General features: G+C 46.9%; 11 protein-coding genes. 3 read left to right on the top strand and 8 right to left on the bottom strand.

Annotated features, from left to right (window positions below; all coding sequences use genetic code 11):
- Positions 1 to 8 precede the first annotated feature (8 nt).
- Positions 9 to 1,037 (top strand): proline iminopeptidase-family hydrolase, encoded by a 1,029-nt coding sequence (locus HHL16_RS14760; RefSeq protein ID WP_169425954.1) that lies wholly within the window; start codon positions 9 to 11, stop codon positions 1,035 to 1,037.
- On the opposite strand, the gene HHL16_RS14755 is transcribed toward HHL16_RS14760, so the two are convergent.
- Positions 1,023 to 2,135, bottom strand: coding sequence for a carboxylate-amine ligase (locus tag HHL16_RS14755; RefSeq protein ID WP_169425953.1), 1,113 nt, complete (start codon positions 2,133 to 2,135; stop codon positions 1,023 to 1,025). The two genes, HHL16_RS14760 and HHL16_RS14755, sit on opposite strands and share 15 nt — an antisense overlap.
- Before the next feature lie 6 nt (positions 2,136 to 2,141).
- Positions 2,142 to 3,098 carry a hypothetical protein gene (locus HHL16_RS14750; protein WP_169425952.1) on the bottom strand — a complete coding sequence of 319 codons (957 nt, stop codon included), beginning with the start codon at positions 3,096 to 3,098 and terminating at the stop codon, positions 2,142 to 2,144.
- A gap of 102 nt (positions 3,099 to 3,200) precedes the next feature.
- On the opposite strand from HHL16_RS14750, the gene HHL16_RS14745 reads away from it, so the two are divergent.
- Positions 3,201 to 4,016, top strand: a complete 816-nt coding sequence (locus tag HHL16_RS14745) for an alpha/beta hydrolase-fold protein (protein ID WP_169425951.1) — start codon at positions 3,201 to 3,203, stop codon at positions 4,014 to 4,016.
- Between the two features lie 140 nt (positions 4,017 to 4,156).
- Here HHL16_RS14745 and HHL16_RS14740 read toward each other — a convergent pair whose 3' ends face one another.
- Genes HHL16_RS14740 through HHL16_RS14725 form a run of 4 tightly spaced genes read right to left on the bottom strand, consistent with a single transcriptional unit; the run spans position 4,157 to position 10,494 of the window.
- Positions 4,157 to 7,333, bottom strand: a complete 3,177-nt coding sequence (locus tag HHL16_RS14740; RefSeq protein ID WP_169425950.1) for an efflux RND transporter permease subunit — start codon at positions 7,331 to 7,333, stop codon at positions 4,157 to 4,159.
- A 36-nt stretch (positions 7,334 to 7,369) separates the two neighbouring features.
- On the bottom strand, positions 7,370 to 8,437 hold the full coding sequence (locus HHL16_RS14735; protein WP_169425949.1) for an efflux RND transporter periplasmic adaptor subunit: 1,068 nt from the start codon (positions 8,435 to 8,437) through the stop codon (positions 7,370 to 7,372).
- A 4-nt stretch (positions 8,438 to 8,441) separates the two neighbouring features.
- A complete protein-coding gene (locus tag HHL16_RS14730; RefSeq protein ID WP_169425948.1) occupies positions 8,442 to 9,818 on the bottom strand; it encodes a TolC family protein in 1,377 nt (458 codons plus the stop codon).
- A 37-nt stretch (positions 9,819 to 9,855) separates the two neighbouring features.
- The gene (locus HHL16_RS14725) at positions 9,856 to 10,494 is read right to left on the bottom strand and encodes a TetR/AcrR family transcriptional regulator (RefSeq protein ID WP_169425947.1); all 639 of its coding nucleotides are present in this window, start codon (positions 10,492 to 10,494) and stop codon (positions 9,856 to 9,858) included.
- 279 nt (positions 10,495 to 10,773) lie between these two features.
- On the opposite strand from HHL16_RS14725, the gene HHL16_RS14720 reads away from it, so the two are divergent.
- Complete coding sequence (locus HHL16_RS14720) at positions 10,774 to 11,376, top strand: TetR/AcrR family transcriptional regulator (protein WP_169425946.1); 603 nt, start codon at positions 10,774 to 10,776, stop codon at positions 11,374 to 11,376.
- Between the two features lie 46 nt (positions 11,377 to 11,422).
- Here HHL16_RS14720 and HHL16_RS14715 read toward each other — a convergent pair whose 3' ends face one another.
- Positions 11,423 to 12,367, bottom strand: a complete 945-nt coding sequence (locus HHL16_RS14715) for a hypothetical protein (protein WP_169425945.1) — start codon at positions 12,365 to 12,367, stop codon at positions 11,423 to 11,425.
- Positions 12,368 to 12,490: 123 nt separating this feature from the next.
- Entirely contained in the window at positions 12,491 to 15,787 is a 3,297-nt protein-coding gene (locus tag HHL16_RS14710) for a carboxypeptidase regulatory-like domain-containing protein (RefSeq protein ID WP_169425944.1), read from the bottom strand.
- Positions 15,788 to 16,021 lie beyond the last annotated feature (234 nt).

Below are 16,021 nucleotides of genomic sequence, written 5' to 3'. Positions count from 1 at the left end.
AAAAACGCATGAGAAACGCTTTCCTGCTCACGATGCTGATGGCATTTACCGGCTGGTTATTGTCCGGTTGCAACGATCAGGCTGCAACATCATCCTCCGATAATTATTTCAATACCGGTGATACAGGTGTACAGGTGGCAGGCATCAGAATGATCCCCATCCAAACACCCAAAGGAACTTTCAAAGTGTGGACGAAACGTTTCGGCAATAACCCGAAAATAAAAGTACTGCTGCTTCACGGCGGACCAGCCATGACACACGAATACATGGAAGCATTCGAAAGTTTCTTCCCCAAAGAAGGAATCGAATTCTACGAATACGATCAGCTGGGATCTTACTACTCCGATCAGCCGACTGACAGCAGTCTCTGGACCATCGATCGTTTTGTAGATGAAGTAGAGCAGGTGCGTACTGCGCTGAAACTCGACAGCAGCAATTTCTTTTTGCTCGGCAACTCATGGGGAGGAATACTGGCGATGGAATATGCACTGAAACATCAGCAGCACCTGAAGGGATTGATCATCTGCAACATGATGGCCAGCTGCCCCGATTACGGAGCCTACGCAAATAATGTGCTCGCCAAACAAATGGACCCCAAAATTCTCGATACCATTCGTCGTCTCGAAGCGGCCAATGATTTCCAGAATCCGAAATACTTCGAATTGCTGATGCCTAATTTCTACAAGCAGCATGTTTGCCGCCTGGAAGAATGGCCGGAACCATTACTGCGTTCATTCAAACATGCTAACAATGCTGTGTATACGCTGATGCAGGGGCCTTCGGAGTTCGGTATCGGCGGGCGTTTAGCCAACTGGGACCGCAAAGCCGATCTTCCGAAGATTATCGTTCCCACACTCACGGTAGGCGCGAAGTTCGATACCATGGATCCCGAACATATGCGCTGGATGAGCACGCAGGTAAAGAACGGGCAATACCTTTTCTGTCCCAACGGAAGCCATCTCAGCATGTGGGACGATCAGCAGGTTTTCATGAACGGCGTTATCAATTTCATCAAAAACACCTCAGCAGCCCACTAGGAACTGGGAGTGGATATGATCCACCACGCTCACCAGATTCTTGGTCTGATCAAAAACGGCCAACTGGCGGTCGGCGCCGGTGCCGTTGTCCATAATCTGGCTCACGTAGTTCACGGCATGGCGGCTTCCCAGCGGATCCACCACATCGTCGATGAAATCGAGCAGCTCATTGAGCAGCACGCGCGTATTCACTTCTTCTTCTTTTCCGAAATCGATGAGACGGCCATCCAGTCCGTACCGGCTGGCCCTCCATTTGTTTTCGTTGATGAGTGAGCGGGAATACTGAATGAAGTTGAGGTTCTGCATGCGCAGTTTGTAGATCTTGGCACATACTCCCTGAAAGAGTGCGGCGATGGCGATGGTTTCGGAAACCGTCATCGGTACATCGCAGATGCGGAACTCTACCGTGTTGAAGAATGGATGCACACGGAGATCCCACCAGATCTTCTTCGCATTGTCGATGCAGTTTGTTTTTACCAGCAGTTTGATGTAGTTGTCGTAATCTTCGATAGTGTCGAAGGTTTCGGGAATGCCGGTTCGTGGGAATTTATCGAAAACCCTTGTGCGGAAACTCTTGTAGCCGGTTTGTCTTCCTTCCCAGAATGGAGAGTTCACGCTCAGCGCGTAAATATGGGGGAGGAAGTAACGGGTTGAGTTGGCAATATGATTGGCCATTTCGCGGCTTTCCATGCCAACGTGCACATGGAGGCCGAATATGAGGTTGCTGCGGGCAGCTTCCTGCAATTCGTTCACCAGCTCGCTGTAGCGCACGTGATCGGTGATCAGCTGACTTTCCCAGTGACTGAAAGGATGTGTGCCTGAGGCGCCGATATGGTATCCGAGATCGCCTGCAATGCCGGCGATGGTTTTGCGGAGTTGTGCTACATCTTTATAGGCTTCATCTACATTGGCGCAGATATCGGTGCCTACTTCCACAACGGCCTGGTGCATTTCGGCCTTCACTTTGTCTTTGATCACCTTCTGGCCTTCTGTTACGATCTTCTGTTCGTGGCTCTTGAGTTCACGTGTTACAGGATCCAGCACCATATATTCTTCTTCGATGCCGAGGGTGAATTGATTGTATGAGATGTTTGACATGCTGTGCTAGTGTGATAATAACTGTTTCGTTATACTGCGTTTCAAATATTCTCCCCAGGTGAGATTGTCTCTTCCGGGTTGATGGCTCAAAGCTCTTTCGATGGCATAAGTGGCGGCGGTTTCCACCACCCAGTTGAAGTTTTCTTCTCCAACACTCGGCCGATCCGCATCCGGAGCCGGATTGCAGAAATCGATGGCATAAGGTATACCGTCTCTTACAGCCAGTTCAACGGTATTGAAATCATATCCGAGGAATTGATTGATGCGAAGCACGATGTCTTCCATCAGCTTTAATCGCTCTGCAGAAGGAGTGAAGTTACTTACATATCTCAAATGATGCGGATTTCTTGGTTCATACGGCATGATGCGTACATATTTGCCGCCAATGCAGTAACAACGGTAATACTCTTCAAAAATTATTTCTTCCTGCAGCAGCATCACCAGTTGTCCGGTTTCGTTGTGCTTGCGGTAAAAATCATCCTTGTCGTGCACCTGATAAACATTCTTCCAGCCCCCGCCCGCAAAGGGTTTCATGTATGCCGGAAAACCTATATAGTCGAAGATGCCCTGCCAGTCCATCGGATAGGCCAGGTTGCTGAAACTCTCGTTGCTGGTATCTGCCGGCAACTCAAATGATGGCAGGATCACTGTTTTGGGAACAGGTACGCCGATTTTTGTAGCCAGACAGTTGTTGAAGAATTTTTCGTCAGCACTCCACCAGAATGGATTGTTGATAACGGCCGTTCCGCAGATGGCGGCATTTTTGAGAAAGGCACGATAGAAGGGAACATCCTGAGAGATGCGATCGATGATAACGGAGTACTCGTCACAATCGCCCTGAATCACTTTATCTATCTGCACCGGCTCGGCAATTACGTCGTTTACCTGCCTCTTGTTTACCTCTTCGATGAATGCCATGGGGAAAGTCCGTTCTTTCCCGAAGAGAATTCCGATCTTTTTCATAAGCGAGCTGGGTTTAATAATGGTTGCAAAAGGCAGAGTGGTAACCAAATTTATCGGAACCGGCCCATAAAAACAAATCGGAATGCGTATTTTTGGCGCGTTATGGATACAGCTATAAGCAATGGGGTAACTGTTGAAACGATTGCACTGCCATCAGATGCCCTGGAAAGAACGGTTAAGCTCAATATTTATCTTCCTCCCGTTACATCGCCGCAAGGCACGGTTCCCGTGCTCTTCCTCAACGATGGACAGGATATGGAAGCAATCGGTCTCGAAACCATCCTCAATAAATTATACGAAGCCAATGTGATCAGGCCCGTTATCATTGTGGCCATTCATTGCGGTGAAGACAGAATCAATGAATACGGCATGATCTCCTCTCCGGATTTCAAAGGCCGTGGTTCAAAAGCTCCACAATACCAGCAATTCATACTCGAAGATCTGCTTCCTTATTGTTGCGGGCACTATCCGATGATGATCCGCGGAGAGAAAGCCTTTGCTGGTTTTTCCCTCGGTGCACTGAGTGCGTTGGATATTGTATGGAACAATCCACGCGTGTTTTCTCTGGCAGGAGTTTTCAGCGGATCGCTGTGGTGGAGAAGCAAAGATAAATCGGATCGCGATTACAATGAGCGCCGCGACAGACTGATGCATCGCCAGATACGCGAAGGGGTGTATCATCCCGGACAGAAATTCTTCTTTGAAGTAGGCGCTCAGGATGAGAAAGAAGACCGCAACAGAAATGGTGTGATCGATACCATCGATGATACGATAGATCTGATGCGTGAGTTGCTGCACAAAGGATATCTCGAAGGAAAGGATATGAAGTACCTGCAATTACCCGATGGAAAGCATGATGTGGAGACATGGGGTAAGGCGATGCCGGCGTTTTTGAAGTGGGCGTATCCAGCTATATGAGTTTCTTTATTACAGGAGGGTAACAGTTACATTAAAGAAAGCATCTTCATAAAAAATGGCCGTTTCCACCCCTGGAAACGGCCTTCAACTATAACCCCTAAACAACAACCGAAATTGATCCTAACGGTTGTACATTCTTCCTACACTACATGCACCGGAGTGAATCCGTCTTCTGTCTCCGTAGCCACATACTCTTCATTCATCAATTCTTCTATAGTGCGTTGTTCTTTTTTCTTCTTCTTCCCTTTATCGATCCAATGATCGAAAATGGCGTAGATCACAGGTACAATAATCAGCGTAAGGAACAATGAACTCACCAATCCTCCGATGATCACCCATGCCAGTCCGTTCTTCCATTCTGCACCGGGGCCGGATGCTATCGCAATCGGCAACATCCCGAACACCATCGCAATCGTAGTCATCAGAATCGGACGCAACCTGGCATGGTTGGCCTGAATCAGTGCATTGAACGTAGTCTCACCTGCCTGCTTGCGATGATTCGCAAAATCCACAATCATGATCGCATTCTTACAAACCAGACCAATCAGCATGATAACGCCTAAGATGGTGAAGATGTTCAAAGAATTATTGGTCAATCCTAATGCAAGCAATGCCCCGATGAACGATAACGGCACAGAAAACAATACCACAAAGGGATACACGAAACTGTCGTACAAAGAAACCATCACCAGATACACCAGCAGTATCGCTGCGAGCAGGGCAATGCCGAGCGTACCGAAACCTTCCGTCTGGTTTTCCATGTCGCCACCCCAAACCCAGTTCACACCAATCGGTTTGGGAAGTTTCTCGAATGCTTTCTGCCATTCAGCTGCCACGGTACCTGTAGGGCGACCAACGGTTTGTCCTTCCACCGTTACTGACGGACTCTTATCTCTACGCTCCAGCTGACTTGGGCCGGATGCTTCTTTCACATCAGCAAACTGAGACAGTTTGATATGTTGTCCTTTATCGTTGGTGAACTCCAGATTCTTTACATCATCGATGCTGCTTCGGTTGAAGCTTCCGTAACGGATATTGATATCGTACTCATATTCACCTGCACGGTACTTGCCATCGGTGTTTCCGTTAAACGCTGTCTGCATGGTGAGACCAACGGTTTGCAATGTAAGTCCGAGTGCAGACATCTTATCTCTGTCTACCTGCACATTGATTTCCGGATTGCCAGATTCAACGGTGAGTTTGATCTCTGTAGCGCCTTTGATCTTCTTCAGTTCGGCCATTGCTGCATTGGCGTACACCATAGCACTGTCGAGATCGGATGCACTCACCACCAATGCCAGCGGCGCTTTATCAGCTGTACCCAACATACCAACAGGCATGGTCTTTACTTTTGCTCCAACGAGTATGGGTTGCAGCTCGCGTTTTATTTTAGCAGCGTAGATGTAAGAATCATCTGCGCGGAATTTCTTATCTACCAGTTTTACATCGATCTCCGATTTGTACGGTGTGCTTTGGCTTGCACCGAGACCTTCACTTGTCTGACCAACAGTAGTGATCAGATCCACTACTTCAGGTTTCTTGCGGAGATATTCTTCGGCGCGTTGCGTCATCAGGTTGGTCTGCTCAACAGCAGCGTCCTTGGGCATTTCGATCTGCACCAGAAACTCGCCACGATCACTCTTTGCAAAGAATTCCGATCCGATGAAACCACCCCCTACCATGTACAGCGATCCTACAAATAGCACCAGTACCAGCGCAAGTGTTACGCGTTTGTGATGAAGGCTCCATTTGAGAATGCCGGTGATCCAGTGCGTGAACTTCGTGAGTCCTGCTTCAAAACGAAGGATGATCTTCCCGAAAATATTCTTGCCGGTGATATGCTCCAGCTTACCGAACCTTGAGCTAAGCCATGGTACGATGGTGAACGAAGAAAGCAGCGAGAGCATGGTTGAAATGATCACCACCACACAGAATTGTTTGATGATATTCGATACCAGCCCGGTACTCAATGCAATCGGAAGGAACACCACTACAATCACCAGTGTGATGGCTGTTACGGTAAATCCGATCTCTTTGGTTCCGTCGATCGAAGCGCGAACGCGGTTCTTGCCCATCTCCATGTGACGATAGATATTCTCCAGTACCACAATGGCGTCATCCACCAGAATACCTACTACGAGAGAAAGACCGAGCAAACTCATCAGGTTGAGCGTATATCCGAAAAGCGCCATTCCAATGAAAGTGGCGATCAGCGATGCAGGGATCGATACCATCACAATAATGGCGTTACGCAAACTGTGGAGGAAGAACAGCATCACAAAAGCCACGAGCAGTACGGCAATCAGGAGGTCATGCACAACAGAGTCCGCTGCTTCGAGCGTGAACACCGAGCTGTCGTTGGCGATGCCGAGTTTCAATCCTACAGAGGCATAATCTTTTTCGAGCTTAGCAATCTGCTTTTGCACTTCTTCACTCACTGCCACGGCATTCGCATCGGATTGTTTGATGATCTGGATGGCGATGGAGTTCTGCTGATTCACACGCGAGATCTTCTTCACTTCTTTCTGTGCATCCTGTACATCTGCTACATCTGAAAGCCTTACCTGTATGCCGTTTGCGGAAGTGAGCACCAGATTGCGGAGTTCATCGACGGTTTTGTATTTGCCGGATAACCTCACCAGAATGCTTTGCTCTCTTGTCTGCACGTTACCGGTAGGGAAATCTAGGTTCGACGACAGTATCATCTGCTGTGCCTGCGGAACAGAGATGCCATATCCTTTCAGTTTGTCTGCATCGAGGCTCACCTGAATTTCTCTTTCAGATCCGCCGATAAGGTTCACCTGCGCTACACCTGTTAGACGGCTGAGAATAGGACTCACCCTTTTATCGATGAGGTCGTAGAATGCTTTCTCTTCCATTTTTGCAGAAGAGGAGAGCGTAACCACAGGGAGATCGTCGAGCGAGAATTTGCTGAGCGAAGGCGGATCAACATCTTTCGGAAGATCTTTGAGGATCTTGTTGATCTTGCGTTGCGCATCGTTCAGCGCGTAATCCGCATCGGCTGTGGGTTGCAGCTGGATGGTAACCAGCGAAACACTCTCCAGCGATTTCGATTCCAGCTTCTTGATATTTTCGAGCGATGCTACCGCATCTTCAATTTTTTTGGTAACGGTGTTCTCTACTTCACCGGGCGATGCACCGGGGTAGGTGGTAACAATGGTAATGGCCTTGGTATCGAACTTGGGAATCAGTTCGTAGCCCAGCATCTTGTAGCTGAACAGACCGCCCAGCGTGAGTATCGTAAAGAGTACTATCACCAGGGATGGCCGTTTTATGGATATTTCTGCGAGTTTCATTCAATCAAATATTTAACTCAAACAATGGGTTAACGGTTATTGCAGTACAGTGATCTTGCTGCCATCGGCAAGGTTGATCTGTCCGCTGATGATCACCTGATCTGCTTCCTGCAGTCCGCTTATCACTTCCACTTTGTCGCCGAATACGCGGCCGGCTGTTACCTTCTTCAGCTTGGCTTCGCCATTGCTTGCTACGAAAACCTCACCGCTGCTAACACTTCCTACGAATGCAGTTCTCGGTACAATGATGGTAGCTGCCTGATCAGGAAAATCAAATACGGCTGTTCCGTACATGCCTGCTTTTAGCTGCTGGCCTGCATTGTTGGTGATGGTGATCTCTACCGGAAAGTTGAGCGATGCATCTGCTTTCGGAGCAATGAAAGTGATATTGCCGGTGAATTCTTTACCGGGATACACACTGGCTCTTACATTCACTTTTTTGCCCAGTTGCAGATTGGCAACCTGTGCTTCGTTTACGGTCACCATCAGCTTGAGCGTGCTCACGTTTACGATATCGAAGAGTTTGGTACCTGCTGCTACCACAGAACCGGGCTCAATGTATTTCGCATTCACAATACCATTGATGCTTGCGCGGATATTGGCATCGCCGAGATTGATGCGTGTTTGTTCGAGACGTGCTTTGGCATTGCTGAGATTCAGCTTCGAATTGTCGAGCTGCTGTTGTGTTACGCCACCTGTTCTAAAGGCGTTGGTGTAACGGTCGTAGTCTGTTAATGCAGTCTGGTAGGCCGCTTCGGCGCTCGCCACATCTACATGCAGTTGCTCGGTGCGGATGGTGGCAAGGGTTTGTCCTTTTGAAACATAACTTCCTTCTTTCACCAATACATTCACTACGCGACCTGCTTTCTCGGCAGAGAAACTCAGTTCCTGCGATGGTGCAAAATTCCCGTTGGCCACCACATCGAGTTCGGGTGTGGATTTGATAACAGCGCTCACCCGCACGGCAACTGTTGCATTGGTCTGTGATACGAGCTGCGTTTTCTCTTCTGACTTCTTCTTGTTCTTGTTCAGCACGCTTGCGATCAGCGCCAGAGAGCCGCCAATAAGCACTACCGCCACAAGGATCTTTACTATCTTTTTCATGTTGTTAGTTTATGAGTGATTTTAAATTTCCCTGCGCTTTGATCAGTTGGATCTCTGCGAGACGGTAATCGAGCAGGGCTGATGAATAGTTGTTTTGTGATGTGGTAAGACTGTTCTCTGCATCGAGCAGATCGGTGAGTGGCGCTAATCCCTGATTGTAATTGTTGCGGGTATTATCGTACACTTCCTGTGCCAGTGCAGTATTTTCTTTCTGATTGTTGAGTGTGATGATGCTGTTGGTGAGCTGCGCTTTTGCATTCTCGTAAGCGAGATCGAGGCCGAGCTCGGTATTGTCCATGTCTTCTTTCAATTTCTTCAGCTCGATGTCTGCCTGACGCACACGGCTTCTGGTAGCAAATCCGTTGAAGATGGGGATCTTCAGGTTCAGGCCGATAGTTGCATAATCGAACCAGTTAACGGCGGGCTTGCTGCCTCCGATGGGGAATTTGCTGCCAACGCCCTGATAGCCGTAACTTCCGGATAAGGAGAGCGTAGGATAATATTCAGCTTTGTAGGCATCTTTCTGAAAATGCAGCAACTCCTGCTGTTTGCGAAGCAGCTGATAGTCGGTAAGATTTTTTACGTCGGGTTTGGAAGAGGCGAGTTGCATCGAAGGTTGGATCTCGTCGAATGTGGCAGAAGGGATATCGAGTGGTGTGGCGATATTCATGCCCATGTAAAACTTCAGTGTATTCTCCTGGATCTGTACGGCATTCAGCAATTGCTGGCGTTGTGCCTGCAGGTTGGAGATGTTCACACGTGTTCTGTCGAGGTCGATCTTTTTGGCCAGTCCGTTTTTGTATTGCCCTTCAATTACATTCTTCACACGGGTGGCAGTAGCGATATTGCTATCGATGATCAGCAGTTTCTGACGCTGCACCAGTACCTGATAATAGTTGCTCGCAACCTGTTCGATGGTTTGCTCATCGGTGAGCCGGGCCATGATCTGGTAATATTGTTGCGTGGTTTTAGCCGCTTTCAGTCCGGTAAAAACCGACTGATCGAAAAGGTTCTGCGATACGGCGATAGCGGCGCTGCTGTTCCATTTCTGACCGAAAGGGATCAGCAGGGTTTTTCCGGGTTGACCAGCCAGATCACCGGGAACGGCCGTCAGCTGCAGAATCGGATTGTAGTTGAGACTACCGTTGCCGGTTACCTGCGGAAGCGCGCGGCTTCTCACTTCCTGAATTTTGTATTCACTGTTCTCTTCGTCCAGTTTCGCTTTTTTGACGTTCGATTTGTGCTCCAGTGCAAATTCCAGAGCATGCTTCAATGTAAAAGGAGAGGGGAGCTGTTGAGCCTGTGTTGCCGGTGCAGTTACCAGCAGTACCAGCGCAATGAGCCAGGGTCTCCTGAAGGCCAGCGTGTGTAAGCGTTTCATGTTTTTGATTGTAGTATGAAAGTGTTAGTGAGGCAGTTTACCTGATGGAAAGCTGCGGCTGTTCTGTATCGTTGGGATTGAATTGACTGATGGCTTCTTCCAGCGCAGGAATAGCAGCAGGTGCTACCACACCATAGAGGAAGAGGTACATAGCCTGACGGAATACTTCATCCTTCGAATAATCATTGGTGAGTTGCGATGCAAATTCAAAATCAGTGGCCACGTGTTGTTGCCAGAGCGCGATGGCCAGCTGCGGATGAAGATTGCCTCTGAAGGTTCCTTCCTGAATGCCCGCTTCCAATACGCGCACGATGCGGGCTCCAAGGCTTTTGTCCATGGTGCGTTGCAGGTCTACATATTGAATGGGGTAATGTCTGCGGAGGTCTGCAAAGAAAATAGGGTTGACCTTCTTGCAATATTTGAGAACGGAAGAAATATAACCGAGGAGTTTTTGTAAGCTGTCGATGGGTTGCTGGTCCACTGCATCCATGGATGCTTCATAATCGTCAGCGAGTCTTTTTGCTACCAGCTCTACCAGTTCCTGGCGCGATACGAAGTAACGGTACAATGTTTTCTTCGACATGCCGAGGCGGGATGCAATATCATCCATGGTAAATGCCTGGACCCCCTGAGCCGTGAACCACTGATAGGTTGTATCCAGAATAAGTTGTTCCATGAACTTTTGACTATTTTAGTTTAAAAGTCAAAAGTAGTAATTGAATTCGACTAATCAACTCAAATAGTCAAATAGTTTGTTAGAGAAAAGTGAAAAGGAGGGTGGATGCGGGTGAAGGAATTCTTCCTTCCCTATCTGATAAATGTCTTACTAATTGATTATCATTAAAATATGGTCAATTCGCAATGGAAACACAGAATATCTTCCAGGTTTCCGTGATCGGATGATACTCTGGATGGAGTTTTCGGTATTTTTGTATAGATACCAATCTGACTAAATATGTCGAATAGTCAAATTACCAAAGATCCCGTCAGGGACGATATTCTGATCAAGGCGAGGGACCTCTTCGGCCATTTTGGTTTTCGCAAAACCACTATGGAAGATATTGCCAAAGCCATTGGCAAAACCAAGAGCGCCCTGTACTATTATTATAAGACGAAGGAGGAAATCTTCGAAGCGGTGGTGTTGCGTGATATCGATCACCAGCGAACGCTTTCCGAAGAGATGATCGCTTCCGTGGATTCTTCGGTTGAGAAGGTCCGTTTATTGTATACCACCATTCTAGGTTCTATCAGAGAGAAGGCTGATAAGTTTTCTATTTTCCGTGCAGACCTTGCCGAAAATCCTTTGTTGCTGGAGAACATTGCGAAGCAGCGCGACAGCTATATCGAAAACATCCTGAAGGAAATTCTCCGTTATGGAATAGGGAGGAAAGAAATAAGACCCATGAGTGAGGATGAAATGATGGTTTGGGCGAAGACCACCAATCTGGCGATGCGCGCGGTCGGCAGCAGAATGTTTCTTGAAGATGATTATGCGTTCATCGAAAAGCATCTTGCTTTTCTGGCAGATACCTTGCTGCATGGAATTACGCAAAAATAAAAATGCCTGCCGCTGAAAAACAGGCACGTGATATTCTTACACTCCTCTACAATTTGAGCGTTTTGGCAATTTTTACGAAATCGTCATACACCTGTAATTCCTTGTCAAAAGCTTTCCCTGTGAAACAAATTGTTTTATTCTTATTGCCGGTGAGCAGTTGATATACTTTCACTTTGATACCAGCTTTAGTGGCATCGTAAGTGATTTCGTAGGCGGGCAGGCCATTGAGTTCGAAGCTTCTTTCTTTTCTGTTGGACATATCGCTTTGCGCACTGCTAAACTTAATGATCATTGAATCGGCAGTGGTCTTCAAATTCGTTACAGCATCCATCTTCTGGATCCTGAGATCTGTATTCATGGGGTCGAAATATGTGTCGCCCTTTCCATCGGGTGAATAATAAAAACTACTATCCGAATAACAGTCGAACCGGAGAGCGGTACCCGTGAGATCGATGGTGAAATCTGCAAATGCGCTGAAGTCTGCTTTGGCGGTAGTATCTACATACATGGAGAGCATGGCGTCGATTATCTTCTTTCTTAGTTTCAGATTACCGGCAGGCATTTGGGCAAATGCCAGTACCATATATTGCTTGTTTCCGAATTTCATATGTATGTATTCCGTCTCCCATGTTTCGCCTTTTCGAATGTGGATGAGGGCTTTGTCGTTCCCGATTTTGAAATCCTTTTCGAGATAGTAAGGAATTTTTTTCGTCTTATTCTTTTCTGCATCTTCCTTCATCATTTCCAGATACTCCTTAAAGTTGAGACGGTCAGTTTCATAGATGTTGATGTATGTCTGCTTATCCTTAAATAACCTTAGCTCTCGTGGATGGCTGGTGAAATCGTCCGGTATTTCCATGAAAATGCGGGTACCGGGTATCTGCTGGTGCTTTGCTGTTTTTTTTATTTTAACCTTATTGGGAACGCCTGAAGAATCACATGAAGCGATCAGTGCTGTAAAGCTGAGAAGCAGTAGGGTGAAAAATTTCATGGGTATGGATTTAGGGCTTCGCTAAACTACTCAAATATTTTTCAGTTCAAAACAGTGCAATAAAAAAGCGCCCCGAATAATCGGGACGCTCTTACTTTTTTGTATTACGCTATTGCTAAACTATTAGTTGAAGATGTAGCGCAGACCGAGCTGAATACCCCAGGTGCTTCCTGTGTTGTAAGCAGGCTGGTAAGCTTTCTTCGGCGCTTCAGGATCGAAAGTGAACAATGGGTTGGCTTGTGAATAAACCAGTTTGCCAGTGTTGTTGCTGCTTGAAGCGATACCAACAATGCCCATATCCTGGAAGGTTCCGAAAGTGTATTGGTAGCGGTAGCCCCAATCTTTGTTCACCAGGTTAAGCAGGTTGATCACATCGATGCTGAATTGAATAGTGTGTTTTTTCTCTCCGGTTTTGAATCGGAAATCCTGCAGAATACGCATATCCAGTGAATGGAACCATGGCAGCAGAGCGCCATATTTTTCCATGGTCTGACCTTTGTGTTTACGCAGGTATTTATCGCTTTCGATGAATTTGAAGAATGCCTCACTTTGCTGTGCAGCACTGTAAGTGTTGCCGTTGCTGTTTTTGAAGCCTTCTACGAATTTGATCTCAGAGGCATCTTTCGGAATGTACAGGATGTCGTTGCTTGCGCCGTCTCCATTGATGTTGGAAGAGTAGCGGAAGCTGTAGCGTTCCTGCGGTGCAGCAGAGTAGAAGAGGCCGATCGTTGTAGCCAATTTCTTCTGACTGCCATATTCAACTCTGTATGAGCCATTGGCTACGATACGGTGAGGAACAGAGAAGTTAGACTGACCCAGTTCAGGAATGTTTGGGTTACGTGCAATGTTGTTGGTAGTCCATCCGGAACCAGACTGATCTGAGCTACCGATTGAAACTTCCTGTGCCAGTGTGTAGGTATAAGCGATACCAGCCTCCCAGTTGTTGGAGAATGATTTCTGAACACCTGCAGTCAGCGCAAGGCTGTAACCTTTATTGGTATTGTCCAGCACCGCCATTTGGTTGATGTCTGTATTCAGGTTCGCTGAATTGTTAACCGGATTGTTGTAGTATGGACGTTTGTCGATACCATTGATCACACCAGACTGATCAGCCAGGTTGGCGTTGCGGAAGAATGGGTTGTTGATGAATTTGGTGTACAGCGCTTCCAGAGTGAAAGTATAGTTGCCACCAAACTTTCTGTCAACCGCCAGGTTGGTTCTCCAAACCTGTGGCATTTTGAAATTCTTGTCGATAGCGCTGAAGCTTGATCCTGACAGAATGCTTGTTCCAACCGGATCAGGATTAGCAGGGATATAGGTAGTTCTGTCTGCGTTGTAATCGTAACCTGCAGGAGTTTTAGTCTGGAAGAGTGCGCGAACGATACCGTTGTCACCTACCTGATTAACCATCCAGATGAAAGGAATACGACCGGTGAACAAGCCTGTTCCACCACGTACAATGGTTTTCTTATCTCCGTCTACATCATACACAAATCCAACACGTGGAGAAACCAGAATTCTGGATTTAGGCCATTTGCTTACGTCGAAGTGCTCGATATTTCCGTCAACATCTTTAAAGCTGCGTGCTTCAAGAGCTGGGTTCTTTGGAGGATCGTAAGGGTAGAATGGTTTATCCAGACGCACACCATAAGTGAGTTTGAATTTGTTTGAAACAGTCCATGCATCCTGCAGATACACGCCGAGCTGAGCAAACTTAGCTTCAGGTACTTTGATACCCAATCTGTTGTTGGGGTCGAAAGCAACTGCAAAGTGAATCGGATCATCACCGGCAATGAACGCATCTACTGAAGAGTAGCGGTAGTAGGCAGGGCCACCGGCACCTGTAAATGAGTTGGCGAACTTCATGTACTCATAGCTAACACCAGCTGTAAGGGTATGTCTTCCCAGATTGATGGTGAGGTTATCAGCAATGTTCAGCGCCTTGTCGGAGATAGAGTTCTTGTAAGAGAACAGATCAGTACCAAATGAAATATACACTTGTGTCTTATCTGATTTGTTCATGATGTCAACGAAAGGCATGTTTGAATTAGGAACACGTTCCAGTTCGTTGTCAGTATAAGAAGCGATCAGTTGGTTAGAGAAGGTGTTGCTGAAATTAGAGTTCAGTTCAGCTACTCCCGACCATACTTTCACATTGTTCTTGAAGTTAGAGCTGTTGAAAGCCATACCGCCGGTTTTACCACCACGACGGCTGTTGTTGATACGATCTGCAGTCAAACCAGTAGTGCTCGCTGCATTGACCTGATCATCATCATTGGTTTCTGACTGCGTATAACGAAGTGTCAGACGATGTCTGCTGCTGATATTCCAGTCCAGACGAGCAAGGAGCTTCTTGTTGTCTGTATCGAAATCATATCCTTCATATTTACCTGGGTTGAACTTGAAGTTGTTAACCAGATAATCCGAAACCAGTTTCAGATCTGATTCCAGCACTGAAGTTGCATTAGGGTTTTTGTCGTCAGCTGATTTCTTTGAAACAAAAGTCTGACCAGGCTGCGTTCTGTTCTCCATTTCGTAGTTCACGAAGAAGAACAATTTGTCTTTGATGATTGGTCCACCTACGCTTGCACCAAAAGTTTTGTTGGAGCGTTTGGGATTATCAACTTTTCTGTCAAGTACTTTCTTGCCGGTAAATTCCTGATTACGGTAGAATCCGTAAACAGTAGCGTACATATTATTGGTACCTCTTCTTGTTACGGCATTGATGCCGCTACCAACGAAACCTGCCTGACGTACATCGAAAGGAGCGATGTTCACCTGAACCTGATCGATGGCATCGATAGAGATGGCAGATACTGCACCACCGGGGATCATGCCATCACCACCTCTTCCGAAGTTGTTGTTGAACAGTGAACCGTCGATAGTGAGGTTATTATACCTGTTGTTCATACCGGCAAAGCTATTGCCGTTAGACTGGGGAGTAATACGTGTAAGGTTAGCAAGGCTACGTGTTACGTTTGGCAGGTTTTGGATCAGCCTGTTGCTGATATTGGTGCTGGCGCCGGTTTTTTCAGTTGCACCTCTGCGGGCAGCTGTTACCGTTACCACCTGCAGTTCTGAATTGGACGGCAGCAGTGTTGTCTGCAGGTCATATCTCTCACCGAGGGGAATATTGATGTCTTCTTTAGTGTAATCGGAAAAACCGATGTAAGATACTTTTACAGAATAAGGGCCGCCGGGGGGGATGTTGTTGATGTCGAATACACCACCATTTCTGGTAGATACATTGAAAGATGCTCCGGTTGGTATGTGCTTCAGGGTAATGGTAGCACCTACCAGGGCTTCGCCTTTGTCGTTTTTCACAACTCCGGACATACTGCTGGTAGTAACCTGGGCCAGACCTTCAAAGCCCAAACCTACCAGAAGCAGGGTTAACAATAACAGAGTAGTTCTTCTCATATTAAGACGTGTTTATTAATTGGGTGCAAAGAAACAATCACTGCTTAACCTCATCGGCAAGCGTTATATTATGTTTAAATTAATTCCGACTCTTAACTGCATGATTATCTAGTGGAAATTTGCTACCAACCCGCCGCGAAGGGCATTTGCTTTTTGGTTGGCCTTAACCATTTTCAATGATTCTAAGGTTTCTGGATAAGGATCCGGGGTCTTTTCGGCGACAAAAGTAAAAGA

The organism is Pseudoflavitalea sp. G-6-1-2 (assembly GCF_012927185.1).
Classification (GTDB): domain Bacteria; phylum Bacteroidota; class Bacteroidia; order Chitinophagales; family Chitinophagaceae; genus Pseudobacter.
The sequence above is the reverse complement of the archived record's forward strand: the minus strand, read 5'-3'. Positions and strand labels throughout refer to the sequence as shown.